The sequence below is a fragment of the Streptomyces sp. NPDC059201 genome (assembly GCF_042754585.1).
Lineage (GTDB): Bacteria > Actinomycetota > Actinomycetes > Streptomycetales > Streptomycetaceae > Streptomyces.
The window spans coordinates 234,088-259,088 of the sequence record NZ_JBHZBB010000008.1 but is presented as its reverse complement, the minus strand read 5'-3'; the positions used below and the strand labels follow the sequence as shown (position 1 = coordinate 259,088).

23 protein-coding genes, 1 pseudogene and 1 riboswitch are annotated in these 25,001 nt (G+C 72.0%); of the genes and pseudogenes, 19 read left to right on the top strand and 5 right to left on the bottom strand.

Annotation, left to right across the window (positions count from 1 at the left end; all coding sequences use genetic code 11):
• Window positions 1-66: 66 nt before the first annotated feature.
• The 3 genes from glyA to gcvT form a co-directional block, all read right to left on the bottom strand.
• Complete coding sequence (glyA, locus tag ACFXMG_RS25610; RefSeq protein WP_383828127.1) at window positions 67-1,335, bottom strand: serine hydroxymethyltransferase; 1,269 nt, start codon at window positions 1,333-1,335, stop codon at window positions 67-69.
• 24 nt (window positions 1,336-1,359) lie between these two features.
• Complete coding sequence (gene gcvH, locus ACFXMG_RS25605; protein WP_383828125.1) at window positions 1,360-1,737, bottom strand: glycine cleavage system protein GcvH; 378 nt, start codon at window positions 1,735-1,737, stop codon at window positions 1,360-1,362.
• A gap of 111 nt (window positions 1,738-1,848) precedes the next feature.
• Window positions 1,849-2,964, bottom strand: coding sequence for a glycine cleavage system aminomethyltransferase GcvT (gene gcvT / locus ACFXMG_RS25600; protein ID WP_383828123.1), 1,116 nt, complete (start codon window positions 2,962-2,964; stop codon window positions 1,849-1,851).
• Between the two features lie 152 nt (window positions 2,965-3,116).
• Window positions 3,117-3,217: riboswitch (glycine riboswitch) on the bottom strand.
• A gap of 174 nt (window positions 3,218-3,391) precedes the next feature.
• Here gcvT and ACFXMG_RS25595 point away from each other — a divergent pair.
• The 11 genes from ACFXMG_RS25595 (at window position 3,392) to ACFXMG_RS25545 (ending at window position 14,905) form a co-directional block, all read left to right on the top strand.
• A complete protein-coding gene (locus ACFXMG_RS25595; protein ID WP_383828121.1) occupies window positions 3,392-4,054 on the top strand; it encodes an AAA family ATPase in 663 nt (220 codons plus the stop codon).
• Window positions 4,055-4,237: 183 nt separating this feature from the next.
• Window positions 4,238-4,978: an enhanced serine sensitivity protein SseB gene (locus tag ACFXMG_RS25590; protein WP_383828119.1), complete on the top strand. Its 741-nt coding sequence runs from the start codon at window positions 4,238-4,240 to the stop codon at window positions 4,976-4,978.
• Between the two features lie 80 nt (window positions 4,979-5,058).
• Window positions 5,059-5,853 carry an enhanced serine sensitivity protein SseB C-terminal domain-containing protein gene (locus tag ACFXMG_RS25585; protein ID WP_383828117.1) on the top strand — a complete coding sequence of 265 codons (795 nt, stop codon included), beginning with the start codon at window positions 5,059-5,061 and terminating at the stop codon, window positions 5,851-5,853.
• A gap of 225 nt (window positions 5,854-6,078) precedes the next feature.
• Entirely contained in the window at window positions 6,079-7,749 is a 1,671-nt protein-coding gene (locus tag ACFXMG_RS25580) for an ABC transporter substrate-binding protein (RefSeq protein ID WP_383828115.1), read from the top strand.
• A 92-nt stretch (window positions 7,750-7,841) separates the two neighbouring features.
• Complete coding sequence (locus ACFXMG_RS25575; protein ID WP_383828113.1) at window positions 7,842-8,837, top strand: ABC transporter permease; 996 nt, start codon at window positions 7,842-7,844, stop codon at window positions 8,835-8,837.
• Window positions 8,837-9,796: an ABC transporter permease gene (locus ACFXMG_RS25570; RefSeq protein WP_383828111.1), complete on the top strand. Its 960-nt coding sequence runs from the start codon at window positions 8,837-8,839 to the stop codon at window positions 9,794-9,796. The genes ACFXMG_RS25575 and ACFXMG_RS25570 overlap by 1 nt, the downstream gene beginning before the upstream one ends.
• Before the next feature lie 2 nt (window positions 9,797-9,798).
• Window positions 9,799-10,791, top strand: a complete 993-nt coding sequence (locus ACFXMG_RS25565) for an ABC transporter ATP-binding protein (RefSeq protein WP_383828109.1) — start codon at window positions 9,799-9,801, stop codon at window positions 10,789-10,791.
• Window positions 10,788-11,924 (top strand): ABC transporter ATP-binding protein, encoded by a 1,137-nt coding sequence (locus ACFXMG_RS25560; protein WP_383828107.1) that lies wholly within the window; start codon window positions 10,788-10,790, stop codon window positions 11,922-11,924. The genes ACFXMG_RS25565 and ACFXMG_RS25560 overlap by 4 nt, the downstream gene beginning before the upstream one ends.
• A gap of 69 nt (window positions 11,925-11,993) precedes the next feature.
• Window positions 11,994-12,671, top strand: coding sequence for a trimeric intracellular cation channel family protein (locus ACFXMG_RS25555; protein ID WP_383828105.1), 678 nt, complete (start codon window positions 11,994-11,996; stop codon window positions 12,669-12,671).
• Between the two features lie 23 nt (window positions 12,672-12,694).
• Window positions 12,695-13,582 carry a thioesterase family protein gene (locus tag ACFXMG_RS25550; protein ID WP_383828103.1) on the top strand — a complete coding sequence of 296 codons (888 nt, stop codon included), beginning with the start codon at window positions 12,695-12,697 and terminating at the stop codon, window positions 13,580-13,582.
• A 159-nt stretch (window positions 13,583-13,741) separates the two neighbouring features.
• On the top strand, window positions 13,742-14,905 hold the full coding sequence (locus ACFXMG_RS25545) for a cysteine desulfurase family protein (RefSeq protein WP_383828101.1): 1,164 nt from the start codon (window positions 13,742-13,744) through the stop codon (window positions 14,903-14,905).
• A 71-nt stretch (window positions 14,906-14,976) separates the two neighbouring features.
• On the opposite strand, the gene ACFXMG_RS25540 is transcribed toward ACFXMG_RS25545, so the two are convergent.
• Window positions 14,977-15,636, bottom strand: a complete 660-nt coding sequence (locus ACFXMG_RS25540; protein ID WP_383828099.1) for an N-acetylmuramoyl-L-alanine amidase — start codon at window positions 15,634-15,636, stop codon at window positions 14,977-14,979.
• 61 nt (window positions 15,637-15,697) lie between these two features.
• On the opposite strand from ACFXMG_RS25540, the gene mnmA reads away from it, so the two are divergent.
• Window positions 15,698-16,840 (top strand): tRNA 2-thiouridine(34) synthase MnmA, encoded by a 1,143-nt coding sequence (gene mnmA, locus ACFXMG_RS25535; protein WP_383828097.1) that lies wholly within the window; start codon window positions 15,698-15,700, stop codon window positions 16,838-16,840.
• A gap of 15 nt (window positions 16,841-16,855) precedes the next feature.
• Here mnmA and ACFXMG_RS25530 read toward each other — a convergent pair whose 3' ends face one another.
• Window positions 16,856-17,425, bottom strand: a complete 570-nt coding sequence (locus tag ACFXMG_RS25530) for an alpha/beta fold hydrolase (RefSeq protein ID WP_383828095.1) — start codon at window positions 17,423-17,425, stop codon at window positions 16,856-16,858.
• Between the two features lie 117 nt (window positions 17,426-17,542).
• Between ACFXMG_RS25530 and ACFXMG_RS25525 the strand changes: the two genes are divergently transcribed.
• The 7 genes and pseudogenes from ACFXMG_RS25525 to ligA all read left to right on the top strand — a co-directional run bounded on the left by ACFXMG_RS25525 (window position 17,543) and on the right by ligA (window position 24,905).
• Entirely contained in the window at window positions 17,543-18,079 is a 537-nt protein-coding gene (locus ACFXMG_RS25525) for a TIGR00730 family Rossman fold protein (RefSeq protein WP_383828093.1), read from the top strand.
• 94 nt (window positions 18,080-18,173) lie between these two features.
• Window positions 18,174-18,605 (top strand): hypothetical protein, encoded by a 432-nt coding sequence (locus tag ACFXMG_RS25520; protein ID WP_383828146.1) that lies wholly within the window; start codon window positions 18,174-18,176, stop codon window positions 18,603-18,605.
• Window positions 18,602-20,385, top strand: a pseudogene (locus ACFXMG_RS25515) (alpha/beta hydrolase). Before ACFXMG_RS25520 ends, ACFXMG_RS25515 begins: the two are co-directional and overlap by 4 nt.
• 101 nt (window positions 20,386-20,486) lie before the next feature.
• Complete coding sequence (locus ACFXMG_RS25510) at window positions 20,487-20,957, top strand: hypothetical protein (protein WP_383828091.1); 471 nt, start codon at window positions 20,487-20,489, stop codon at window positions 20,955-20,957.
• A 22-nt stretch (window positions 20,958-20,979) separates the two neighbouring features.
• Window positions 20,980-21,669: an SDR family oxidoreductase gene (locus tag ACFXMG_RS25505; protein WP_383828089.1), complete on the top strand. Its 690-nt coding sequence runs from the start codon at window positions 20,980-20,982 to the stop codon at window positions 21,667-21,669.
• A gap of 2 nt (window positions 21,670-21,671) precedes the next feature.
• Window positions 21,672-22,670, top strand: coding sequence for a methionine synthase (locus ACFXMG_RS25500; RefSeq protein WP_383828145.1), 999 nt, complete (start codon window positions 21,672-21,674; stop codon window positions 22,668-22,670).
• A gap of 33 nt (window positions 22,671-22,703) precedes the next feature.
• Window positions 22,704-24,905, top strand: a complete 2,202-nt coding sequence (gene ligA, locus ACFXMG_RS25495; protein WP_383828087.1) for an NAD-dependent DNA ligase LigA — start codon at window positions 22,704-22,706, stop codon at window positions 24,903-24,905.
• Window positions 24,906-25,001: the final 96 nt, after the last annotated feature.

Genomic DNA, 25,001 nt, shown 5'->3' with positions numbered 1-25,001 from the left:
TGTCCAGTGTGCGCGGTGCCCCGGTACTTCCGTGAGGGACGGGTCCCCGAACGAAAGCGTACGAAATTACTTCAGGCCGGGGTACAGCGGGTGCTTGTCGGCCAGAGCGGTCACGCGGGCCTTCAGCGACTCGGCCTTGTCCGCGTCGAAGCCGGGCTTCAGCGTCTCGGCGATGATGTCGGCGACCTCGGTGAAGTCCTCGGCCGTGAAGCCGCGGGTGGCGAGGGCCGGCGTGCCGATGCGCAGACCGGAGGTGACCATCGGCGGGCGCGGGTCGTTCGGAACGGCGTTCCGGTTGACCGTGATGCCGACCTCGTGGAGACGGTCCTCGGCCTGCTGGCCGTCGAGCTCGGAGTTACGCAGGTCCACCAGGACCAGGTGCACGTCCGTGCCGCCGGAGAGGACGGAGACGCCGTGGGCCGTGACGTCGTCCTGGACCAGGCGCTCGGCCAGGATCCGGGCGCCGTCCAGGGTGCGCTGCTGGCGCTCCTTGAACTCCTCCGAGGCCGCGATCTTGAAGGAGACGGCCTTGGCCGCGATCACGTGCTCCAGCGGGCCGCCCTGGAAGCCGGGGAAGACCGAGGAGTTCAGCTTCTTGGCGAATTCCTTCTTCGCCAGGATGATGCCGCCGCGCGGGCCGCCGAGCGTCTTGTGCGTGGTGGAGGTCACCACGTCCGCGTACGCGACGGGGTTCGGGTGGAGACCCGCCGCGACCAGTCCGGCGAAGTGGGCCATGTCGACCCACAGGTACGCCTCGACCTCGTCGGCGATCCGGCGGAACTCCGCGAAGTCCAGCTGACGCGGGTACGCCGACCAGCCGGCGATGATCACCTTCGGGCGGTGCTCCTTGGCGAGGCGCTCGACCTCGGCCATGTCGACCAGGCCGGCCTCGTCCACGTGGTACGCGACCACGTTGAACTGCTTGCCCGAGAAGTTCAGGCGCATGCCGTGGGTGAGGTGGCCGCCGTGCGCCAGGTCGAGACCGAGGATCGTGTCGCCCGGCTGGGCGATCGCGAAGAGCGCGGCCTGGTTGGCGGAGGCGCCGGAGTGCGGCTGCACGTTGGCGTACTCGGCGCCGAACAGGTCCTTGATCCGGTCGATCGCGATCTGCTCGGCCACGTCGACGTGCTCGCAGCCGCCGTAGTAGCGGCGGCCCGGGTAGCCCTCGGCGTACTTGTTGGTGAGGACGGAGCCCTGGGCCTCCATGACCGCGACCGGAGCGAAGTTCTCCGACGCGATCATCTCGAGGGTGGACTGCTGGCGGTGGAGCTCGGCGTCGACGGCGGCGGCGACGTCCGGGTCCAGCTCGTGGAGGGGAGTGTTCAGAAGCGACATGAAGCGATCCCTAGGGGGTCTCGGTCAGCCTGCGGTGAAGGCGGTGTACTCGTCGGCGGTGAGCAGGGCGTCCGGCTCGCCCGTGATGCGCACCTTGAACAGCCAGCCGCCCTCGAAGGGGGCGGAGTTCACCAGCGAGGGGTCGTCGACGACGTCCTGGTTGGCCTCGACGATCTCGCCCGTCACCGGGGCGTAGAGGTCGCTGACGGACTTGGTCGACTCCAGCTCGCCACAGGACTCGCCCGCGGTCACGGTCGCGCCGACCTCGGGGAGCTGCACGTAGACGACGTCACCGAGGGCGTTGGCCGCGTGCTCCGTGATGCCGACCGTGGCGACGCCGTCCTCGACGGCCGACAGCCACTCGTGCTCCTTGCTGTAGCGAAGCTGCTGGGGGTTGCTCATGGCCTGATTCTCCTGGATCGGGGGAGTGCGGATGTACGTGGGTCTTGCGGGGTGAGACGTGTCCTGAGACGAATGCGTCACGTCCGGAGCGGGTCCGGAGCGGGCGGACGCCTACTTCTGACGCTTGTAGAACGGCAGCGCCACGACCTTGTACGGCTCGTGGGTACCGCGGATGTCCACCCCTACACCCTCGGTGCCGGGGGCGGCGTGCGCCGCGTCGACGTACGCCATCGCGATCGGCTCGCCGAGCGTCGGGGAGGGGGCGCCGGAGGTGACCTCGCCGACGACCTCGCCGCCGGCGACGACGGCCATGCCGGCGCGCGGGACGCGGCGGCCCTCGGCGATCAGGCCGACCAGCTTGCGCGGCGGGGCGGACTCGGCGCGCTCGGCCGCGGCCTCCAGGGCCTTGCGGCCCACGAAGTCGCCCGGCTTCTCGAACTTCACGACCCGGCCGAGACCGGCGTCGAAGGGGGTGAGGGCGGTGGTCAGCTCGTGCCCGTACAGCGGCATGCCCGCCTCCAGGCGGAGCGTGTCACGGCAGGAGAGGCCGCAGGGGATCAGGCCGACGCCCGCGCCCGCCTCGGTCAGCGCCTTCCAGACGCCTTCGGCGTGCTCCGGCTTCAGGAACAGCTCGAAGCCGTCCTCGCCGGTGTAGCCGGTGCGGGCGATGAGCGCCGGGACGCCGGCGACGGTGCCCGGGAGGCCCGCGTAGTACTTCAGGCCGTCCAGGTCGGCGTCGGTGAGGGACTTCAGGATGCCGGGGGACTCCGGGCCCTGGACGGCGATCAGGGCGTACGCGTCGCGGTCGTCGCGGACCTCGGCGTCGAAGCCGCCGGCGCGGGCCAGCAGGGCGTCCAGGACGATCTGGGCGTTGGAGGCGTTGGCGACGACCATGTACTCGGTCTCGCCCAGGCGGTAGACGATCAGGTCGTCGAGGATCCCGCCGTCCTCCTGGCAGATCATCGTGTACCGGGCGCGCCCGTTGCCCACCGTGGAGATGTTGCCGACGAGGGCGAAGTCGAGCAGGTCGACGGCCTGCGGGCCGGTGACGGTGATCTCGCCCATGTGGGAGAGGTCGAAGAGCCCGGCCCGGGTGCGGACGGCGTTGTGCTCGTCGCGCTCGCTGGTGTAGCGCAGCGGCATGTCCCAGCCGGCGAAGTCGGTCATGGTCGCGCCCAGCGAACGATGCAGGGCATCGAGGGCGGTCAGACGGGGGGTGGTGCTCATGATGGACGTGGCTCCCGGGTCCCGAAGGCGGAAAACATGACAGGCAAGGACGTTCCTCCCCATCTGTCATGGAACCTGAGAGGTTCACCGGGGGCATCCCCGGCTTGCACCTTGGGTGGGGACACGACAGGTGTCCCGCTTTTCAGATCTGCCTCATCCACGCGGTACGGGGCCTGAGAGATTCAAGGGAGGGTCTTGCTCCTTCGGCGCCCGGACGGCCGTGGCCGGTCCGGAACTCTCCCGCGCGGATTCGAGCGGCCGGTATGCGGTTGTAAGGCGCTGCGCGCGCCTGGCGCGCACATCATCGCACGCGGTGTCGGCGCCGCAAATCACTTGTCTCGGATTACCGTTTCTTTACACTTCGTGGGCAAGGGTCTCCGTGAGGTCTCCCGGTACGTCCCCCGGGGACCCGACAGGGGGAGCAGCGATGAGGATCCAGCACACCGGCGTCTTCGCGACCGACGCCGCCATACCCGCGCAGCGGGCCCGCGCCCGGACCCGCAGGCGCGGGCGCGTCGTGCGGGACCTGCGCGAGCGGGGCGGGCGCGGTCCGCGCGCCCTCGCCTTCGCGGCCGGTGACGTCGTGGTCGTGTCCGGGCTGCCCGGCAGCGGCAAGTCGACGCTGCTGCGGCGGGCCGCCGAGGGCCGGGGCATCGACTCGCAGGACGCGCGGGAGCGCTGGGAGGCCCGGATGCCGTCCTTCCTGCCGTACGCGCTCTACCGTCCGCTGGTCCGGATCGCGCACTACGCCGGTCTCCACCGGGCCCTGCGCTCCGGCGCGGGGGTCGTCGTCCACGACTGCGGCACCCAGTCCTGGGTCCGCGGCTGGCTCGCCCGCTCCGCCGCCCGCCGCGGCCGCGCCCTCCACCTCGTCCTCCTGGACGTGGACGCGGACACGGCCATGGACGGCCAGCGCGAGCGGGGCCGAGGCGTCTCCGCGTACGCCTTCGCCCGCCACCGCAGAGCCGTGGCCCGCCTCGTCACGGCGGTGGAATCCGGCCGCCTCCCCCGGGGCTGCGCCTCCGCCACCCTCCTGGACCGCCCCGCCGCGACCACCCTGCGCCGCATCACCTTCCGAGAGACCGCCTGAGGCCCGCGCAGGGCCCGGGAGGCCCCCGCGTCCGGCCTGAGGCTGCCGGGGGCCGCCAGAGGCCCCCGGGGGCTTCCCCGGGGGCCGCAGGTGCGGGTTCTGGTCACGGGTGGGGTGGGGCGGCGTTAGGGTGCTGCGGGGCGGCCGGGAGCAGGGCCGTACGAGACAGGGGACGGAAGCACCGTGGACGTGACGTGGCCGGGCAACGAGCTGGAGGAGGCGCTGGCCGCCGCGCTCGGGGAGCCCGCGGCCGGGGGCCGGCTCATCGAGGTGCTCGGCCGCAGCCCCGTCTGGGTCCCGCTGCCCAACGGCGGCGGCCCCGACAGCCCCGACCTGGACCTCGCCACGATGGAGATCGGCGGCGCCGCGTACGTCCCCGTCTTCAGCTCCCAGGAGCAGTTCCTCGCCTGCGTCGGCGACCACATGTCCTTCACCGTCGCCCCCGCCCGTGACTTCGCCCGCGGCCTGCCCCCGCAGCTCGGCATCGCCGTGAACCCCGGCGGCATTGTCGGCGTCCCGCTGCCCCCGCCCGCCGTCGCCGAGCTCTGCCGGGCCGGCCGCACCGCCCTCGACGGGCCCGCGAGCGGCGGCCGGGTCCGGCTCTTCGAGCCCGACTGGCAGGACGACCCGGTCGACTTCCTCGCCGCCGCCTCCGCCGAGTTCGACGCCACCGGCGTCGTCGCCACCGCCCGCCGTGCCCTCGCCAGCGTCGAGGGCACCGAACCGGCCCTCTTCATCGGCGTCCAGCTCACCGGCTGGGACGGCGTCGACCGCAACGCCCCGCTGGACGCCCTCGGCCGCGCGCTCGGCCGCGTCGAGGTCGCCTGGCCGGTCAACCTGATCCTCCTCGACATGGCCGCCGACCCCGTCGGAGACTGGATGCTGGAGCGGGTGCGCCCCTTCTTCCAGCGCGCCACCGGATGACCCCCGGCCCTGTCTAAGCTGGACCGACCGAGACCGAAGCACCGAGCCGAGCCGTACGAGACAGAGGGGCGGGACCCAGGGTGAGCGCGTCAGGCAGCGCCGCGACCGGACAGGTCGAGCACATGCTGCGCCAGGTGGCGCCCGGACGCTACGACGCGTACGAGGGCCTGCTGCACGCGCTGGCCGACGGCGAGCTGTACATGCTGCTCTGGCAGGGCAGCCAGGGCTCCTCGGACGCCCAGTACGGCAACATGGAGGTCGACGGGCTCGGTTACGCGCCCTGCGTCACCTCCGCCGGCGAACTCGCCGCCTCCGGCTGGCACCGCGCCCACGAGCGCGTCACCGGCCGCGAGATCGCACGCGCCCTCTACCCCGAGCGCTGGGGCGTCTGGCTCAACCCGCACGCCCCCGGCGGCGGCGTCGGCATCCCCTGGGCCGACCTGCGCCGGATCGCCACCGGCCTCGACCGGATGCCCGCCGGTCCGCTCCGGGTCTCCGAACCCGCCCTGGAGATCCCGCAGTTCTACGCCCAGCTCACCCAGAACGCGCACCGGACCCCGGCCGTCCGCTCGCTGCGCCGCGGCTGGGTGCAGCCCGCGCTGGGGACCCCGTACCTGGTCATCGGCCTTGACCTGTACGACGGTTCGGCCGCGGCGGTGGACGAGGTGCGGGCGATGATGCGCCAGTCGATCGGCACCGTGCCCGAGGGACTGCCCGTCTCGACGGTCGCGCTGTCCGACTCGTACGACCCCGTCGCGCTCTGGCTGCGGGCCCACGCCCGGCCCTTCTACGACCGCGACGCGCACGCGGCGCCGTCCCACCATGCGGGATCCCCCCGTCCGGGATACGGCTACCCGCCCGCACAGCACCGCTGAGCCCCGCTTCGTCCCCTTTCCCCGCCCTGGCCGAAATACCTTGCCAGGGCGGGGTTTTGCGTCCGCTTGAGCCCGCTCCCGCCGCCGATGTCCGGCATCGGACCGTTTTGGTGAGTGTCCGGGTCTCAGGTTGGTATCACCGCTATGCGGACTGTTCTCTGCCGCGTCACTCGCCAGTAGCGTTCGGCCGGTCAAGACCACACATGGCGACCCAGGGGTGGACCCATGCGCATACTCAATTCCCGGTCGACCCGGGCTCTGACGGCGGCCCTCACGGTCGGCCTCATCGCCACGGGCTGCGCGAGCGACCGGGACAAGGACGAGAACAAGTCCGGAGCCAAGGACACCTTCGTGTTCGGCGCCCCGGGCGACCCGGCCTCCCTCGACCCGGCCCTCGCGAGCGACGGCGAGACCTTCCGGGTCACCCGCCAGGCGTTCGAGGCGCTCCTGGAGCACGAGCCCGGCGGCAGCCAGCTGGTGGGCGGGCTCGCCGAGAAGTGGTCGAGCAACCCCGAGGGCACCGTCTGGACCTTCAACCTCCGCAAGGGCGTGAAGTTCCACGACGGCGAAGCCTTCAACGCGGCGGCGGTCTGCGCCAATTACGACTACTGGTTCAACTGGAAGGGCACCTACCAGTCGAGCGCGGTCTCGTACTACTGGCAGACCATCATGGGCGGCTTCAAGGCCAACGAGGACAAGGAGACGCCCAAGGCGAACTACAAGTCCTGCACGGCCAAGGACGAGTCCACCGCCGTCATCGAGGTCTTCGAGCCCTCCGCCAACCTGCCCGGCGGCTTCTCCCTGAACGCCCTCGCGATCCACTCGCCCAAGGCGATCCAGGAGTACGGGAAGCAGCAGGCCACCGAGGCCGGGGACGCCATCACGTACCCCAAGTACAGCCAGGAGGCCGGCACGGTCGCCGGCACCGGCCCGTACAAGATCACGAAGTGGAACAAGGGCAACAAGGAAGTCGCCCTGGAGCGCTTCGACGACTACTGGGGCGACAAGGCCAAGGTGAAGAACCTGGTCTTCCGCACGATCGACACCGAGGAGGGCCGCCGCCAGGCGCTCCAGGCCGGTGACATCGACGGATACGACCTCGTCGCGCCCGCCGACATCAAGACCCTTGAGGGCGCGGGCTTCCAGGTCCCGACCCGTGACGTCTTCAACCTGCTCTACCTCGGTATGACGCAGGAGGCCAACCCGGCGCTGAAGAAGCCCGAGGTCCGCCAGGCCATCGCGCACGCCGTCGACCGCGAGAACATCGTCAAGACCCAGCTGCCCGAGGGCGGCAAGGTCGCGACCCAGTTCATGCCCGACACGGTCGCCGGCTACTCGGAGAACGTGAAGAAGTACCCCTTCGACACCGCCAAGGCCAAGCAGCTCCTCGCCGGCGCCGGCGCGAGCAACCTCGCGGTCGACTTCTGCTACCCGACCGAGGTCACCCGCCCGTACATGCCCGCCCCGCAGGACATCTTCGAGCTGGTCAAGGCCGACCTGGAGAAGGCCGGCATCAAGGTCACCCCGAAGCCGAAGAAGTGGAACCCGGACTACGTCGACGCCGTGGAGAAGGGCGGCTGCGCCCTCCACATGCTCGGCTGGACCGGTGACTTCAACGACGGCTACAACTTCATCGGCACCTGGTTCGCCGGGTACGACAAGCAGTGGGGCTTCAAGGACGACAAGGTCTTCAACGCGGTGAAGGCCGGCTCGCTCCAGGGCGACCCGTCCAAGCGCACGGACCTCTACAAGGCCGCCAACGAGGCGATCATGGCGTACCTGCCCGGTCTCCCGCTGACCTCCTCCCCGCCGGCCATCGCGTTCGGCAAGAACGTGGTCCCGCCGAAGGTCTCCCCGCTGACGCAGGAGAACTTCGCCGAGGTCTCCTTCAAGTAACACCCCCGTAAGCGGTCCGCCCGGTCACGCGCTCCTGCCGTGACCGGGCGTCCGCGCATCCACCCTCCACACGCAAGAAAGGGGCACGCGGGGTGTTGCGACTCGTCGTACGACGACTTCTCCAGCTCATACCCACCCTGCTCGGCCTGTCGGTTCTGCTGTTCATCTGGCTGAACCGACTGCCCGGCGGACCCGCCTCAGCGATCCTGGGCGAGCGGGCGACCGAAGCCGATGTGGCGCGCATCAACCGCGCGCTGGGACTCGACCAGCCGATCTACGTCCAGTACGGACGCTTCCTCAAGCGCCTTCTCGACCTCGACCTCGGCACCTCGGTGCAGACCGGCCAGCCCGTCTGGGACGAGTTCGTCCTGCGCTTCCCCGCGACGGTCGAACTCAGCCTCGCGGCCATGTTCATCGCCATCGCCGTGGGCATCCCGCTCGGCTACCTCGCCGCCCGCAAGCGCGGCGGCTGGATCGACGTGGCCTCCGTCTCCGGCTCCCTCGTCGGCATCTGCATCCCGGTCTTCTTCCTGGCGCAGCTGCTCAAGGGCGCCTTCGGTGACATCTTCGGCACCTTCGGCCGCCAGTCCACCGGCATCGACGCCACCAGCGTCACCGGCTTCGCCGTCCTCGACGGCGTGCTCACCGGCGAGTTCGACGCCGCCTGGGACGCGCTGATGCACCTCGTGCTGCCCGGCATCGCCCTGGCCACCATCCCGCTCGCGGTCATCGTCCGCATGACCCGCGCCAGCGTCCTGGAGGTGCTCGGCGAGGACTACATCCGCACCGCCGAGTCCAAGGGCCTGGAGCGCCGGGTCGTCCGCGTCCGCCACATCCTGCGCAACGCGATGCTCCCCGTCGTCACCGCCGTCGGCCTGCTCACCGGCAGCCTGCTCTCCGGCGCGGTGCTCACCGAGTCCGTCTTCACCTTCGGCGGCATCGGCTCCTTCATCCGGACCGCCATCGACGCCCGTGACTACCCGGTGCTGGTCGGCTTCATCATGTTCATCGCCGTGATCTACGTGGTGATCAACATGCTCGTCGACCTCGCGTACAGCGTCATCGACCCGAGGGTGCGGGTGCACTGATGAGTCTGATCACCACCACTTCCAAGATCGACCGGCTCGCCCAGCTCACGGCGAAGACCGAGACCGCCAGCGGCGCCAGCCTCTGGCGCGAGGCGCTGCGCCGGCTGCGCGCCAGCAAGATGGCCATCATCGGCGGCGTGATCATCGCCGGGTTCGTCCTGCTGGCGATCATCGGCCCGTGGATCGCCCCGTACGGCCCCGCCGAGCAGACCTGGCGCGGCGAGGTCTTCTCCAACCGCGGCGAGTTCGTCGGCGCGCGCGCCGGGAACTGGTTCGGCCTCGACCACCTCGGCCGCGACCTGTTCTCCCGGATGCTCGTGGGCGCCCGCCAGACGCTGCTCGTCGGCGTCGTCTCCATGCTCATCGGTCTGCTGATCGGCGCCGTGGTCGGCATCCTGTCGGGCGCCTGCGCGACCCTCGGCGGCAAGGCCGGACGGCGGATCGACGACGCGATCATGCGCGTCACCGACATCCTGCTCGCGCTGCCGTCCCTGCTCCTCGCCGTCTCCGTCGCCGCCGTGCTGGGCCAGTCCCTCACCACCGTGATGATCGCCGTCGGCGTGGTGCAGATCCCGGTCTTCGCCCGTCTGCTGCGCGGCTCGATGCTCGCCCAGGGCAACAGCGACTACGTCCTCGCGGCCCGCTCGCTCGGCATCCGCAAGCGGCGGATCGTCTTCACCCAGATCCTGCCGAACTCGCTGAGCCCGGTGATCGTCCAGGCGACGCTCAGCCTCGCCACCGCCATCATCGAGGCCGCCGCCCTCTCCTACCTCGGACTCGGCAACCCCGACCCCGCGGTGCCGGAGTGGGGCGTCATGCTCTCCGCGGCCCAGCGCTTCTTCGACAACGAGCCGATGATGTCCATGTACCCGGCGGTCGGCATCGTCATCACCGCCCTCGGCTTCACCCTGCTCGGCGAGGCCATGCGCGAAGCCCTCGACCCGAAGCTGCGAGGCTGACCATGCCACTGCTCACCGTGGACGAACTCACCGTCACCTTCGGCGGCCGCGGCCGCAAGGACGTCCGGGCGGTCAACGGCGTCTCCTTCAGCGTCGACCAGGGCCAGGTCGTCGGCCTCGTCGGCGAGTCGGGGTGCGGCAAGTCCGTGACCTCGCTCGCCCTCATGGGGCTGCTGCCCGCCAAGGGCGTCACCCTCGGCGGCCGCGCCGACCTCGACGGCACGGACCTGCTGAAGCTGTCCCCGTCCAAGATGCGCGACCTGCGCGGACGCGACATGGCGATGATCTTCCAGGACCCGCTGTCCTCGCTGAACCCGGTCATCCCCATCGGCGTCCAGGTCACCGAGATCCTCCAGCGCCACCGCGGGCTGAAGGGCGAGGCCGCCCGCAAGGAGGCCGCGCACCTGCTCGACCGGGTCGGCATCCCCGACCCGGACCGGCGCCTCAAGGAGTACCCGCACCAGCTCTCCGGCGGCATGCGGCAGCGCGCGCTCATCGCCATGGCGGTGGCCTGCGCCCCCCGCCTGCTCATCGCCGACGAGCCGACCACCGCGCTCGACGTCACCATCCAGGCTCAGATCCTCGAACTCCTCAAGGAACTGGTCGACCAGGAGGGCACCGCGCTGCTGATGATCACCCACGACCTGGGTGTCGTCGCCGGCCTCTGCGACCAGGTGAACGTCCTCTACGCCGGCAAGGTCGTCGAATCGGCGGGCCGCCGCGAGCTGTTCGCCCACCCGACGCACCCGTACACCCACGGCCTGTTCGGCTCCATCCCCCGGCTCGACGCCCCGCGCGGCGAACCGCTCCACCCGATCCGCGGGTCCATCAACGACCAGATCGCCTGGGCCGACGGCTGCGCCTTCGCCCCCCGCTGCGACCGGTACGAGATGGAGTGCCTCACCGGCACGCCCGAACTGACCGAACCGCGCGCGGCCGGCCACCGCGCCCGCTGCGCGAACCCGGTCCTCGCCACGACGGAGGTACCGGCATGAGCCTGCTCGAACTCGACGGCGTGAAGGTCCACTTCCCCGTCAAGAAGGGCATCCTCTTCGACCGCACGGTCGGCCACGTCTACGCCGTGGACGGCATCTCGCTCAAGGTCGAGGCGGGCCAGACGTACGGCCTGGTCGGCGAGTCGGGCTGCGGCAAGACCACCCTCGGGCGGGCCGTGCTGCGGCTCGTCGACGTCACCGACGGCTCCGTCGTCCTCGACGGCACCGACGTGGCCAAGCTGCCCGAGAAGGAGCTGCGGACCTTCCGCCGCCGCCTCCAGATGGTCTTCCAGGACCCGCTGGGCAGCCTCAACCCGCGCCAGAACATCGAGTCGATCCTCAGCGAGGGCATGGCCGCGCACGGCATCGGCGCGAACCAGGACGAGCGGCGGGAGAGGATCCGGGAGATCCTCGCCAAGGTGGGCCTGCCCGCCAACTCGCTCTCCCGCTACCCGCACGAGTTCTCCGGCGGCCAGCGCCAGCGCATCGGCATCGCCCGCGCGCTGGTCCTCGAACCCGACCTGATCATCTGCGACGAGCCGGTCTCCGCGCTCGACGTCTCCATCCAGGCCCAGGTCATCAACCTGCTCGAAGAGCTCCAGGAGTCGATGGGCCTGACCTACCTGGTCATCGCCCACGACCTCGCCGTCGTCCGGCACATCTCGGACGTCATCGGCGTGATGTACCTCGGCTCCCTGGTCGAGGAGGCGCCGAGCGACACGCTGTACGAGGAGCCGCTGCACCCGTACACCCGGGCGCTCATGTCCGCGGTGCCGGTGCCGGACCCCGAGGTCGAGGAGCGCCGCGAGCGGATCCTCCTCCACGGCGACCTGCCCTCCCCGGCGAACCCGCCGGCCGGCTGCCGCTTCCACACCCGCTGCCCCTGGGCGCAGGACCGCTGCGGCACGGAGCGCCCGGAGCTCACGGACGCGGGCGGCGGGCACAAGGTGGCCTGCCACTTCACCCGCGAGATCCAGGACGGCACGCTCCGCCCGGCGGGCGACACCGACGCGGTCGTGATCCCGGCCCAGGCGGAGGCGCCGGAGGCGGAGGCCGCTTCCGACGGGACCTCTGGGGACTCCTCCGAAGGCACCTCCAAGGACGCCTCCGAGGACGCCTCCGAGGACAAGTAGGACATCCGGAGAGGGCCCGGTCGCCGTGTGGCGGCCGGGCCCTTTCCGAACACACGGCACAATTGGCCGGTGCTCCACGATCTGTTCAGCCCGTCGGTCCAACACACGCTCGACCTCGTCGGCATCTTCGTCTTCGCCATCTCCGGCGCCCTCCTCGCCGTCCGCAAGAACTTCGACGTCTTCGGCATGGCGGTGCTCGCCGAGGTCACCGCGCTCGGCGGCGGTCTCCTGCGCGACCTGATCATCGGGGCCGTACCCCCGGCCGCCTTCACCGACCTCGGCTACTTCCTCATGCCGCTGGTCGCCACCGTGCTCGTCTTCTTCCTCCACCCGGAGGTGGAGCGGACCCAGACCGCGGTGAACGTCTTCGACGCGGCCGGCCTCGGCCTCTTCTGCGTGACCGGGACGACGAAGGCGTACGACTACGGGCTCGGCCTCACCTCCTCGGCGGCGCTCGGCCTCGCCACGGCCGTCGGCGGCGGCGTGCTGCGCGACGTCCTCGCCAACGAGGTGCCCTCGCTGCTCCGCTGGGACCGCGACCTCTACGCGGTGCCCGCGATCGTCGGCTCGGCCATGGTCGTGCTGTTCATCCGCTACGACATCCTGAACGCCTACACCAGCGGCGCCGCCGTGCTCACCGCCTTCCTTCTGCGGCTGCTCGCCATGCGCTACCACTGGCGGGCCCCGCGCGCGTGGAACCGCCGTTCGTCGGCCCGCGAGGAGCCCGAAAAAGCTACCGCTCAGTAGTTTCCTGCGGTACCGTCGGCCGTATGAGCACGAGCACCGAGACGAGCCCCGAGACGAGCATCGAGACGAGCACCGCCGCCGAGACCGCGGCGCTCAGCGAGTTCGACCGGGACACCGCCGTCACCCTCCGCGAGCCCGGTGTGTACGACGCCGACCTCTCGGCCGGCTGGACGATCATCCATGCCGTCAACGGCGGCTACCTCCTCGCCCTCCTCGGCCGCGCGCTCGGCGACCACCTGCCGCACCCCGACCCGTTCACCATCTCGGCGCACTACCTCACGCCGTCGGCGCCGGGCCCCGCGGTCATCAGGACGGAGACCGTCCGCACCGGCCGGACCCTCTCCACCGGCACCGCCTCCCTCTACCAGTACGCCGAGGACGGCACCGAGGTCGAGCGGATCCGCGTCCTCGCCTCCTACGGCGACCTGGGCGCCCTCGCGGACGACGTGCGCACCACCGCCGTACCGCCCGCCTTCGCCCCGATCGACCAGTGCTTCAGCGCCTCCGACGGCCCGGCCCCGCCGATCCCCGGCTCCTCCGCCATCACCGACCGGCTCGACCTGCGCCTCGACCCCGCCTGCGTCGGCTGGGCGATCGGCGCGCCCTCCGGCAAGGGCGAGATGCGCGCCTGGTTCGGCCTCGCCGACGGCCGCGAGCCCGACCCGCTCTCGCTGCTGCTCGCCGTCGACGCCCTGCCGCCGACCTCCTTCGAGCTGGGCCTCAAGGGCTGGACCCCGACCGTGGAGCTCACCACCCACGTCCGCTGCCGCCCCGCCCCCGGCCCGCTGCGGGTCTCCATCACCACCCGCAACCTCGCCGGCGGCTTCCTGGAGGAGGACGCCGAGGTCTGGGACAGCGCCGGACGGCTCGTGGCCCAGTCCCGCCAGCTCGCCCGCGCCCCGCGCGACTGACCCGGTCCGGCCTGCGCTCCACTCCCGCTCCACCCCCCGCTCCACCCCCTGACCCGCCCCCTGGCCCACCCCCGGTATGGCCTGAACGGGGCGGTCGCCGGGGGTCGGGTCCGGCCTCGTCGAGGAAGGCCGCACCCGGGCTCGTAGAATCGACCCACCATGGCTTACCTCGACCACGCCGCGACCACGCCCATGCTTCCCGAGGCGATCGAGGCGATGACCGCCCAGCTCGCCGTCACGGGCAACGCCTCGTCCCTGCACGCCGCGGGGCGCCGCGCCCGGCGGACCGTCGAGGAGGGCCGCGAGACCCTCGCCGCCGCGCTCGGCGCCCGGCCCAGCGAGGTGGTGTTCACCTCCGGCGGCACCGAGGCCGACAACCTCGCGGTGAAGGGCCTGTACTGGTCCCGCCGCGCCGCCGACCCGCGCCGCACCCGCGTCCTCGCCAGCCCCGTCGAGCACCACGCCGTCCTCGACGCCGTCGACTGGCTCGCCACCCACGAGGGCGCCGACGTCGAGTACCTGCCGGTCGACGCGTACGGCCGGGTCCACCCCGAGGCGCTGCGCGAGGCCCTCGCCCGCGACCCGGAGTCCGTCGCCCTCGCCACGGTGATGTGGGCCAACAACGAGATCGGCACCGTCATGCCGGTCCGCGCGCTCGCCGACACCGCCGCCGAGTTCGGCGTCCCGCTGCACGCCGACGCCGTCCAGGCGGTAGGGCAGCTCCCGGTCGACTTCGCCGCCTCCGGCCTCGCCGCCATGACCGTCTCCGGTCACAAGATCGGCGGCCCGTACGGCATCGGCGCCCTGCTCCTCGGCCGCGAGCACACGCCCGTGCCCGTCCTCCACGGCGGCGGACAGGAGCGCCACGTCCGCTCCGGCACCCTCGACGTCCCCGCCGTCGCCGCCTTCGCCACCGCCGCCCGGCTCGCCGCCGACGGGCAGGAGACCTTCGCCCGCGAGGTCGGCGCCCTGCGCGACGCGCTCGTCACCACCGTCCGTACCGCCGTCCCCGACGCGATCCTCGGCGGCGACCCGGACGACCGGCTCCCGGCCAACGCCCACTTCACCTTCCCCGGCTGCGAGGGCGACTCCCTGCTCCTCCTCCTCGACGCCGCCGGCATCGCCTGCTCCACCGGCTCCGCCTGCACCGCGGGCATCGCCCAGCCCAGCCACGTCCTGCTCGCCACCGGCACCGACCCCGACCTGGCCCGCGGCACCCTGCGCTTCTCCCTCGGCCACACCTCCACCGAGGACGACGTGAAGGCCGTCGCCGAGGCCATCGGCCCCGCCGTGGAGCGCGCCAGGACCGCCGGTCTCAGCTGAGCCAGGCGGGTCCGGTCTGGCGGGGCTCACACAGGGCTCACGCGGGGCTTACGCAGGGCTCACCCCGGGGCTCACGCCGGGAGCTTCGTCCGCTCCCGGCGGACCAGCTCCAGATACCGGTCCCAGTCCCAGTGCGGGCCGGGATCGGTGTGGTCGGTGCCCTCGACCTCCGCGTGCTCGACGAGGTGCTCCCGGTCCACCGGTATCCCGTGCCGGGCGCAGATGTCCGCCGTCAGCCGGGCCGACGCCTCGTACATGGCCTTCGTGAAGTCCTGCGGCCGGTCCACGAAGCCCTCGTGCTCGATGCCGATGCTCCGCTCGTTCATCTCCCGGTTCCCGGCGTGGTACGCCACGTCGAGCTCCCGCACCATCTGCGCGACCCGCCCGTCCTTGCCGACCACGTAGTGCGTGGCGGCCTCGTGCAGCGGGTTCCTGAAGACCTTCAGCGCGGTGGAGTAACTGCCCTGCACGACGTGGATCACCACCCGGTCGATCCGGTAGTCGTCCGGCCGGTTCGCCCGCCGCGAGTTCGCCTGGTGCGCCGCCGTCCACGCGGCCGCTCGGTAGTCCAGCTCCCCGTCCACCCGCGGCTTCTCCATCCACGGCAGCCGCCACCAGGCCCGCGCCAGCTCCTCGCGGGCCAGCACCGCCGTGCCGACCACGGCCGCCCCGCCGCCGAGCAGGACGGCACGCCGCCCGACCCCCCGCTTCTTCCCGTTCTCGCTCCCCATGCCCACCAGAACGCTCGGTCCAGGCCAGACGGTTCCCGCCGACCCGTACCCTGGTAGGGCTATGACTCAGACCCCGCCCCAGAGCCCCCGCACCGGTCCCCTCCGGGTCCTCGCCGCCATGTCCGGCGGGGTGGACTCCGCCGTCGCCGCCGCCCGTGCCGTCGAGGCCGGGCACGACGTGACCGGAGTGCACCTCGCGCTCTCCGCGAACCCGCAGTCCTTCCGCACCGGAGCCCGCGGCTGCTGCACCATCGAGGACTCGCGCGACGCGCGCCGGGCCGCCGACGTCATCGGCATCCCCTTCTACGTGTGGGACCTCGCCGAGCGCTTCCGGGCCGACGTCGTCGACGACTTCGTCGCGGAGTACGAGGCCGGCCGTACGCCCAACCCGTGCCTGCGCTGCAACGAGAAGATCAAGTTCGCCGCGCTGCTCGACAAGGCGCTCGCCCTCGGCTTCGACGCGGTCTGCACCGGCCACTACGCCACCGTGGTGCTGAACGGGGACGGCACCCGCGAGCTGCACCGCGCCTCCGACATGGCGAAGGACCAGTCGTACGTGCTCGGCGTCCTGGACGAGCAGCAGCTCGCCCACGCGATGTTCCCGCTCGGCGACACCCTCACCACCAAGGACGAGATCCGGGCCGAGGCCGAGCGGCGCGGCCTCGCCGTCGCCAAGAAGCCCGACAGCCACGACATCTGCTTCATCGCCGACGGCGACACCCAGGGCTTCCTCGCCTCCCGCCTGGGCCGCGCGGAGGGCGACATCGTCGACGAGTCGGGGACGAAGCTGGGCACCCACGAGGGCGCGTACGGCTACACCATCGGCCAGCGCAAGGGCCTGCGCATCGGCCACCCGGCCGCCGACGGCAAGCCCCGCTACGTCCTCGACATCTCGCCCGTGGACAACACGGTCACCGTCGGCCCCGCCGAGTCCCTCGACGTCACCGCCCTCACCGCGATCAAGCCCCGCTGGTGCGGCACCGCCCCCGAGGGCCCCGGCCGCTACACCGCCCAGCTCCGCGCCCACGGCGGCGAGACCGAGGTGAGCGCGACCCTGGAGGACGGCGAGCTGAAGGTCGCCTTCGACGAGCCCGTCAGGGGAGTCGCCCCCGGCCAGGCCATCGTCCTCTACGACGGCACCCGCGTGGTCGGCTCGGCCACCATCGCGACGACGGTACGGCGCACGGCGGCGACCCCCGCGTAGCGGGGGCCGTCCGGCTCACGCGACGTCGGACGACTCCGCCACGAACTCCGCGAGCACCGGCGCCAGCACATGCGGCGCCACCTCGTGGGTCTGCCCCGTGAGGGTCCGGTGCCGGGCCCGGGGCAGCAGCGCAGACAGCTCCCGGGCCGCCCGGCGCACCGGCGCGGGGCTGGCGCCCCCGTCGACCACCAGCACGCGCGCGTGGACCTCGGGAAGGGCCACGAGAGCGTCGTACGCCGGCTCGAAGACCGACACCGCCGCCACCGGCAGCCCCGCCGCCGCGGCCGCGAGCGCCAGCGCGCCGCCCGCCCCGTTGCCGTGCACCGCCGCGCCGGGCCCGGCCGCCGCCAGCACCGCCGCCAGGTCCTCCAGCTCCCGCTCGGGCGCGCGGTCGCGGCCGCGCCCCCGGCGGTCGTACACGAGCACGGGGAAGTCCCGCGCCAGCAGCCGCGCCAGCGGCACCTCCCCGGCCCCCGGCCCCGGCTCCCCGCCCACCAGCACCACCGCGGGCCCGTCCCCGGCCCCGTACCGCCCGTACGCGATCGTCGTCCCGTCCCGCGACACGACCGTCCTCACCTCGTCCATGGCAGGGCAGACCGGCGCCCCCGCCGGAACTCATCGCCGCGCCCCGGGATTTCCCCAAGAATCTTGGAACCCGCAGCTCAGCGAGGTCCGAAAAGCCCCGTGGCCTACGGTGGCGGCATGAACATCTGCGTCTTCCTCTCCGCCGCCGACCTCGACGAGCGCTACACCGCCCCCGCCCGCGAGTTCGCCGGCCTCCTCGGCAAGGCCGGCCACACCCTCGTCTGGGGCGGCTCCGACACCGGCCTGATGAAGGTCGTCGCGGACGGCGTCCAGGAGGCCGGCGGCCGCCTCGTCGGCGTCTCCGTCGACTTCCTCGCCGCCAAGGCCCGCCCGAACGCCGACGAGATGACCATCGCCGGCGACCTCGCCGAGCGGAAGGCCCTCCTCCTCGCCAAGTCCGACGCGATCGTCGTCATGGTCGGCGGCACCGGCACCCTCGACGAGGCCACCGAGATCCTGGAACTGAAGAAGCACGCCAAGCACACCAAGCCCGTCGTCCTCCTCAACACCGCCGGCTTCTACGACGGCCTCAAGACCCAGTTCCAGCGCATGGAGAACGAAGGCTTCCTCCCCCGCCCCCTCACCGACCTCGCCTTCTTCGCCGAGGACGGGCCGACGGCACTGGCGTACCTGGAGTCGCAGCTGAGGGGCTGAGTTCCTGACTCCTCTTCGCGATTGCGTACTCATGGCCGGGCTCCGCTAATGTCGTCGGGCGCACACGACACGCAACGGGGATCGGGGGATCTTGGTGGGCCCAACGCAGCGCTGGCAGGACATCTTCGGGGCGGCCGGAGACGACACCCGGATGAATCTGGCCTCCACGGATCCGGGCTCCGGCCCCTCGGGCACGACCGGCTCGGGCAACCTCAAGCACAGCGACGGCCCCTGGACCAGCGCCTCCGGTACGGCGGGCGCCGTGCGGACCAGCACCGAGACGAGCCGCTCCGCCCTCGGCCCCGGCCACGAGGGTGTGTCGTCCGGAGCCGCCGGCCTCTCCGCGCTCGCCGCGCTCACCGCCGTACGACGCTCCTGGGAGGACCGCCTCGCGTCCGTACGCGACGAATGCGAGGCGCTTCAGGGGACATTGCTCGCGGTCGCGAAGGAAATGGGCGAGACCGACGCGTCGGTGAAAAGCTCCCTCGCCTCCATCGACACCAAGCCCGGCGAGGAGAAGCGATGACCGGCGCCACCCTCACCTGGCAGCAGCTGCGCGACCTGAAGACCTCCGAGCTCACCGAGGCGGGCGACGCCTGGCACCAGGTCTCGAACCGCTCCGACGCCGACCGGACCCGGGTCGACCGGGCCATGTCCGCGAAGCTCCGCGAGACGCAGGAGAGCCAGTCGGCGGAGGCGGCCCTCGGCCGGCTCAAGCGCCTCAGCCGCAACTTCCAGTATCTGCACAGCGAGTGCGGCCTCGTCCGGACGACGCTCAACGGCCTCGCCGCCGACATCGCGGAGCCGCAGATCCAGCTGAAGAACGCCCTTGCCGACGCCGCCGCCCAGGGGCTCACCGTCCACGAGGACGGCTCCGTGAGCTTCCCGGCCGCTCAGGTCACCGACCTGGCCGGAACGGCGAAGGACGCCCCCGGCGGCACCGTCCGGGGCAGCGCCCGGCTCCCCCTCGAAGCACCACCGCTCGGCAGCCCCCAGGGCGGCTTCCCCGGGTTCCTGCCGCTCAACCCGAACCAGGCGAAGGCCCAGGCCGTGGCGGACCGCATCGCGCGCGCCGTGCGGGCCGCCGGCGAGGTCGACGCCCGGTACGCCAGGACCCTCACCGGCCTGAAGGCGGAGAAGGGCCTCGAGGTCACCGAGGCCACCCTGAAGGACGTCCGCCAGGACACCGCCGACGTGCGCGGCACGGCCGGCATGTACCTCGGCGAGGACGTCCCGGCCGACAAGAGCCCCGCCGAGCGCAAGAAGTGGTGGGACGGCCTGACGGACGAGCAGCGCGAGGAGTACCTGGAGGTCGCCCCGGACCTGGTCGGCGGCCTCGACGGCATCCCGGCCACGGCCCGGGACGAGGCCAACCGCACCTACCTGCCGATCCTCATGGACGAGCTGGCCCGGGAGGGCGGCGACGACGCGAAGACGAAGCTGGACGCCCTGCGCGGCATCCAGGAGAAGCTGAACGCGCCGAGCGACCCGCCGATGTTCCTCCTGGGTATCGGCGACGAGGGCAACGGCCGCGCGATCGTCTCGTACGGCAACCCGGACACGTCGAGGAACGTCTCGGCGTACGTACCGGGCCTTGGAACGAAGCTCGACGGGGAGTTCGTCGACGACACGATGAAGCGGGCGCAGGACACGGCCATGGGTGCCCGGCGCCACGACCCGTCCAGTGCCTCCATCATCTGGCTCGGGTACGACGCACCGCAGCACGTGGACGTCATGACGAAGGGCGACGCCCAGCGGGGCGCCCCGGCGTACAACGAGTTCATGGCGGGGCTCTCGGCGACGAACCAGAACGCGGATCCCCATGTGACGGCGATCGGTCACTCGTACGGTTCGCTCACCGTGGGAACGGCCGCCCAGCAGTCCGGCGGCATCCCCGGTGCGGACGACATCATCCTCCTCGGCAGCCCCGGCGTGGACGCGCAGAAAGCCGAGGAGCTCGGGGTCGGCAAGGACCACGTCTTCGTCGGCGCCGCCGACAACGACCCGGTCACCCACCTGCCGAGCAAGGACGAGGCGCGCTGGGCGGCCCGCTGGGCGTCCTGCTGACCCGCGACCTCTTCGACCTCGGCAACGACGACGTGTACTTCGGCAAGGACCCGGCGAGCGAGGCCTTCCACGCCCGTCGCTTCAAGGTCGACGACGGGCCGGCGATGATCCGGGAGGGGGGCGGCTTCGACGCCCACTCCCAGTACTTCACGCCGGAGGTGGATCCCGAGTCGGCCAAGAACATCGCACGGATCGTCGCCGGCCAACCCGACTTGATCACGACGGAGGAGCACCGATGAGGCGAATGGGACGGGCGGTACGGGGCGCCGCCTCCGTCCTCCTGGCGGGCGCGGTGCTCGCGGGATGCGGAACGCCGGACGGCGGAGGAGCGAAGTTGGACATGAACATGCAGGATGCGGCGAACAGCGCGGACGCGATGCTCGACGCGACGCTGAAGGCCGTCGTGCCCGAGGTCCAGTGGGCCCACGACACGACCACGTCCGGGAGCTGCACGGTGACCCGGCGGCGCACCGTGACGACCATCGTCTCAGAGCAGCGGCGCGGCAGCTTCCTGGGCGTGATCGAACGCTTCTGGAAGAAGAGCGGGTACGAGATCACCGGCGTGAACCCCCACAAGGAGGCGCCGGCCATCTTCGCCAGGACGTCCGACGGCTTCATGCTCTCCGTGGAGGTCGCCTACAAGGGCCAGGTGTTCCTCGACGTCACCACCCCGTGCGTCGAGAAGTCCGACGTCGCCGCATCGACCACCGAGCCCAACGGGCCCGCGTACCCCCTCGGCGAGATCCCCACCCCCCACGTCCGCTCCGACTTCTGGTCCGCCACGACGCCCGCCCCCACCCCCTCCTCCTGAGCGCGGGTGGGAGCATGGGCCCATGGCTACTCATGTGATCACCGGGGCCGGTTCCGGCATCGGCGCCGCCGTCGCGCGGCGGTTGCACGCGCGCGGGGACGAGCTCGTGCTGCACGCGCGCGACGCGGGGCGGGCGAAGGAGCTGGCGGCGGAGTTTCCCGGCGCGCGGACGCTCGTGGGGGACCTCGCCGAGCCGGGCAGGATCTCCTGGGCGTTCTCGCACCAGAGCCTGCCCGAGCGGATCGACTCGCTGCTGCACATCGCCGGCGTCGTCGACCTCGGCACCGTGGGGGAGCTGACCCCCAAGGCGTGGCTCCACCAGCTGAACGTCAACCTGATCGCCCCCGCCGAGCTCACCCGGCACTTCCTGCCGCAGCTCCGCCTCACCCAGGGGCACGTCGTCTTCGTGAACTCGGGCGCCGGACTGAACGCGCACGCCGAGTGGAGCGCGTACGCCGCCTCCAAGCACGGCCTGAAGGCCCTCGCGGACTCGCTGCGCCACGAGGAGCACGCCCACGGCGTCCGGGTCACCTCCGTCTACCCCGGGCGCACCGCCAGCCCCATGCAGGCCAAGGTGCACCAGCAGGAGGGCAAGGAGTACGACCCCGCGCGCTGGATCGACCCCGAGTCCGTGGCGACCACCATCGTGATGGCGCTCGACCTGCCGCGCGACGCCGAGGTCAACGACCTGACGGTCCGTCCGGGGCGATGACGATGAACGACAGCGCCCAGTGGGGCCCGGCGACCGGCGTCGGCTCCCTGCCCGGCGGCGACGCCCGCGAGGCCGCCAAGACCGTCACCGGCTCCTTCGAGGACTTCCCCTTCCTCGCCGAACTCCCCGCCCGCGGCCCCGGCGCCGACATGATCGGCCGCACCCTCGGGATGCTCGTCGACCTGTACGCGCACGTGGAGCCCAGCGGCTGGCGGATCAGCGACCGGCCCGGCCGCGACACCCGCCGCGCCCGCTCCTGGCTCGGCGAGGACCTCGACGCCCTGGAGGAGTTCACCCAGGGGTACGAGGGCCCGCTCAAGGTCCAGGCGGTCGGCCCGTGGACCCTCGCCGCCGCCCTCGAACTCCGCGGCGGGGAGGCGGCCCTGGGCGACCTCGGAGCCTGCCGGGACCTCGCCGCCTCCCTCGCCGAGGGCCTGCGTGAACACCTCGCCGACCTCGCCAAGCGCGTGCCCGGCGCCCGGATCGTGCTCCAGCTCGACGAGCCCTCGCTCACCGCCGTCCTCCTCGGCCAGGTCCGCACCGCCAGCGGCTACCGCACCCACCGGGCCGTCGACCGGCAGGTCGTCGAGGCCACCCTGCGGGACGTCATCGCCGCCCACGACGGGCCCGTGACCGTCCACTCCTGCGCCCCCGGCGTGCCCTTCGCCCTGCTCCGCAGGGCCGGTGTCGCCGGCGTCTCGTTCGACTTCGGGCTGCTCACCGAACGTGACGAGGAGCCCCTCGGCGAGGCCGTGGAGGCCGGCACGAAGCTCTTCGCCGGTGTGGTGCCCTCCACCGACACGGCATTGTCCGACCCGGGCGGTAGCGTCATGGGTGTCAGGACGCTGTGGCGCAGGCTGGGGCTGAATCCGGGGACTCTCGCCGAGTCCGTGGTCGTCACCCCCACGTGCGGGCTGGCGGGCGCCTCGCCCGCGTACGCCCGGGCGGCGCTCGCCCACTGCGCCCGGGCGGCGAGATCGCTCGCGGACAACCCAGAGTGACCGGGTTCTGAAGGCACGGGAGGACGGACGAAGGTGGCAGTCGAACAGGGGGCCCTGCCCGGTGAAGAGGCGGTCGTGCCCTCCGAGGCACGCGAGAAGCACGCCGAACTGGCCGAGCAGGTCGAGGAGCACCGCTTCCGGTACTACGTGAAGGACCAGCCGGTCGTCAGCGACGCGGAGTTCGACCAACTCCTGCGCGCCCTGGAGGCGCTGGAGGACGAGTACCCCGAGCTGCGCACGCCCGACTCGCCGACCCAGAAAGTGGCCGGGCAGTACGCGACCGAGTTCACCGCCGTCGAGCACCGCGAGCGCATGCTCTCGCTGGACAACGCCTTCGACGACGAGGAGCTGGCGACCTGGGCCGAGCGCGTCGGCCGGGACGTCGGCACCCCCGACTTCCACTTCCTGTGCGAGCTCAAGGTCGACGGCCTCGCCGTCAACCTCACCTACGAGCACGGCCGGCTCACCCGCGCCGCCACCCGCGGCGACGGGCGCACCGGCGAGGACATCACGCCCAACGTGCGCACGATCACCGACGTCCCCGAGCGCCTCCGGGGCGACCGGATCCCGGAGCTCGTCGAGATCCGGGGCGAGGTCTACTTCCCCATGGAGGGGTTCGAGGCGCTCAACGCCCGCCTGGTCGAGGCCGGCGACAAGCCCTTCGCCAACCCGCGCAACGCGGCGGCCGGCTCGCTGCGCCAGAAGGACCCGAAGGTCACCGCCACCCGCCCGCTCCACATGGTGGTCCACGGCATCGGCGCCCGCGCGGGCTTCGAGATCTCCCGCCTCTCGGAGGCGTACGGGCTGCTGCGCGAGTGGGGCCTGCCCACCTCCGGGCACAACAAGGTGGTCGCCACCCTCCCCGAGGTCCGCGAGTTCATCGCGTACTACGGCGAGAACCGGCACTCCGTCGCCCACGAGATCGACGGCGTCGTCGTCAAGCTCGACGAGATCCCCCTCCAGGGCCGGCTCGGCTCCACCGCGCGCGCCCCGCGCTGGGCCATCGCCTGGAAGTACGCGCCGGAGGAGGTCAACACCAAGCTGGTCGACATCAAGGTCGGCGTCGGCCGCACCGGGCGCGTCACCCCGTACGCGCAGGTGGAGCCCGTCACCGTGGCCGGCTCCGAGGTCGAGTTCGCCACCCTCCACAACCAGGAGGTGGTGAAGGCCAAGGGCGTCCTCATCGGCGACACCGTCGTGCTCCGCAAGGCGGGCGACGTCATCCCCGAGATCCTCGGCCCGGTCGTCGACCTGCGGGACGGCACCGAGCGGGAGTTCGTGATGCCGGCCGAGTGCCCCGAGTGCGGCACGGCGCTGAAGCCGATGAAGGAGGGCGACATCGACCTCCGCTGTCCGAACGCCCGGACCTGCCCGGCCCAGCTCCGCGAGCGCCTCTTCTTCCTCGCCGGCCGCCAGTGCCTGGACATCGAGAGCTTCGGCGCGGTCGCCGCCGCCGCCCTCACCCGCCCCCTGGAGCCCGCCGAGCCGCCCCTCACCGACGAGGGCGACCTCTTCGACCTCACCATCGAGCAACTGCTGCCCATCAAGGCGTACGTGCTCGACGCCGACAGCGGACTGCCCAAGCGGGACCCGAAGACCGGCGAGGAGAAGATCGTCACCGTCTTCGCCAACCAGAAGGGCGAGCCGAAGAAGAACGCGCTCGCCATGCTGGAGAACATCGCGGCGGCGAAGACGCGTCCACTCGCCCGCTTCATCAACGGCCTCTCCATCCGCCACGTCGGCCCCGTCGCCGCCGAGGCGCTCGCCCGCGAGTTCCGCTCCCTGGACCGGATCGAGCAGGCCACCGAGGAGGAGCTGGCCGCGGTCGACGGCGTCGGCGGCATCATCGCCGCCGCCGTGAAGCAGTGGTTCGCCGAGGAGTGGCACCGCGAGATCGTGCGGAAGTGGCGCGCCGCCGGCGTCACCCTGGAGGACGAGGGCGCCGGGGAGGACGAGGGACCGCGCCCCCTGGAGGGACTGACGGTCGTCGTGACCGGCACCCTGGAGCACTTCACCAGGGATGGCGCAAAAGAATCGCTCCAGAGCCGCGGAGCGAAGGTCACCGGTTCCGTTTCGAAGAAGACGAGCTTCGTCGTCGTGGGGGAGAACCCGGGCTCCAAGTACGACAAGGCCATGCAGCTGAAGGTTCCGGTTCTGGACGAGGAAGGCTTCAAGATCCTGCTCGAACAGGGTCCCGAGGCCGCTCGCGAAGCCGCACAGCCGATCGAGGAGTAACCGCCGGTCACCCCTCTCCGGGCCCTGGAAGCTCACCCGTTCGGCGCATACCAGATCGTTACGGGTGGCCAGGTCGCATTCGGGCAAGAGAGGGAG

Bases quoted from the DNA above. Each gene is read 5' to 3' on its own strand.
- ACFXMG_RS25540 (WP_383828099.1), bottom strand. From the start codon at position 15,636: ATGGGGAGCGAGAACGGGAAGAAGCGGGGGGTCGGGCGGCGTGCCGTC.
- gcvH (WP_383828125.1), bottom strand. From the start codon at position 1,737: ATGAGCAACCCCCAGCAGCTTCGCTACAGCAAGGAGCACGAGTGGCTG.
- ACFXMG_RS25550 (WP_383828103.1), top strand. From the start codon at position 12,695: ATGAGCACGAGCACCGAGACGAGCCCCGAGACGAGCATCGAGACGAGC.
- ACFXMG_RS25595 (WP_383828121.1), top strand. From the start codon at position 3,392: ATGAGGATCCAGCACACCGGCGTCTTCGCGACCGACGCCGCCATACCC.
- ACFXMG_RS25505 (WP_383828089.1), top strand. From the start codon at position 20,980: ATGGCTACTCATGTGATCACCGGGGCCGGTTCCGGCATCGGCGCCGCC.
- ACFXMG_RS25545 (WP_383828101.1), top strand. From the start codon at position 13,742: ATGGCTTACCTCGACCACGCCGCGACCACGCCCATGCTTCCCGAGGCG.
- mnmA (WP_383828097.1), top strand. From the start codon at position 15,698: ATGACTCAGACCCCGCCCCAGAGCCCCCGCACCGGTCCCCTCCGGGTC.
- ACFXMG_RS25565 (WP_383828109.1), top strand. From the start codon at position 9,799: ATGCCACTGCTCACCGTGGACGAACTCACCGTCACCTTCGGCGGCCGC.
- ACFXMG_RS25525 (WP_383828093.1), top strand. From the start codon at position 17,543: ATGAACATCTGCGTCTTCCTCTCCGCCGCCGACCTCGACGAGCGCTAC.
- ACFXMG_RS25580 (WP_383828115.1), top strand. From the start codon at position 6,079: ATGCGCATACTCAATTCCCGGTCGACCCGGGCTCTGACGGCGGCCCTC.
- ACFXMG_RS25500 (WP_383828145.1), top strand. From the start codon at position 21,672: ATGAACGACAGCGCCCAGTGGGGCCCGGCGACCGGCGTCGGCTCCCTG.
- ACFXMG_RS25560 (WP_383828107.1), top strand. From the start codon at position 10,788: ATGAGCCTGCTCGAACTCGACGGCGTGAAGGTCCACTTCCCCGTCAAG.
- ACFXMG_RS25530 (WP_383828095.1), bottom strand. From the start codon at position 17,425: ATGGACGAGGTGAGGACGGTCGTGTCGCGGGACGGGACGACGATCGCG.
- gcvT (WP_383828123.1), bottom strand. From the start codon at position 2,964: ATGAGCACCACCCCCCGTCTGACCGCCCTCGATGCCCTGCATCGTTCG.
- ACFXMG_RS25510 (WP_383828091.1), top strand. From the start codon at position 20,487: ATGAACATGCAGGATGCGGCGAACAGCGCGGACGCGATGCTCGACGCG.
- glyA (WP_383828127.1), bottom strand. From the start codon at position 1,335: ATGTCGCTTCTGAACACTCCCCTCCACGAGCTGGACCCGGACGTCGCC.
- ACFXMG_RS25570 (WP_383828111.1), top strand. From the start codon at position 8,837: ATGAGTCTGATCACCACCACTTCCAAGATCGACCGGCTCGCCCAGCTC.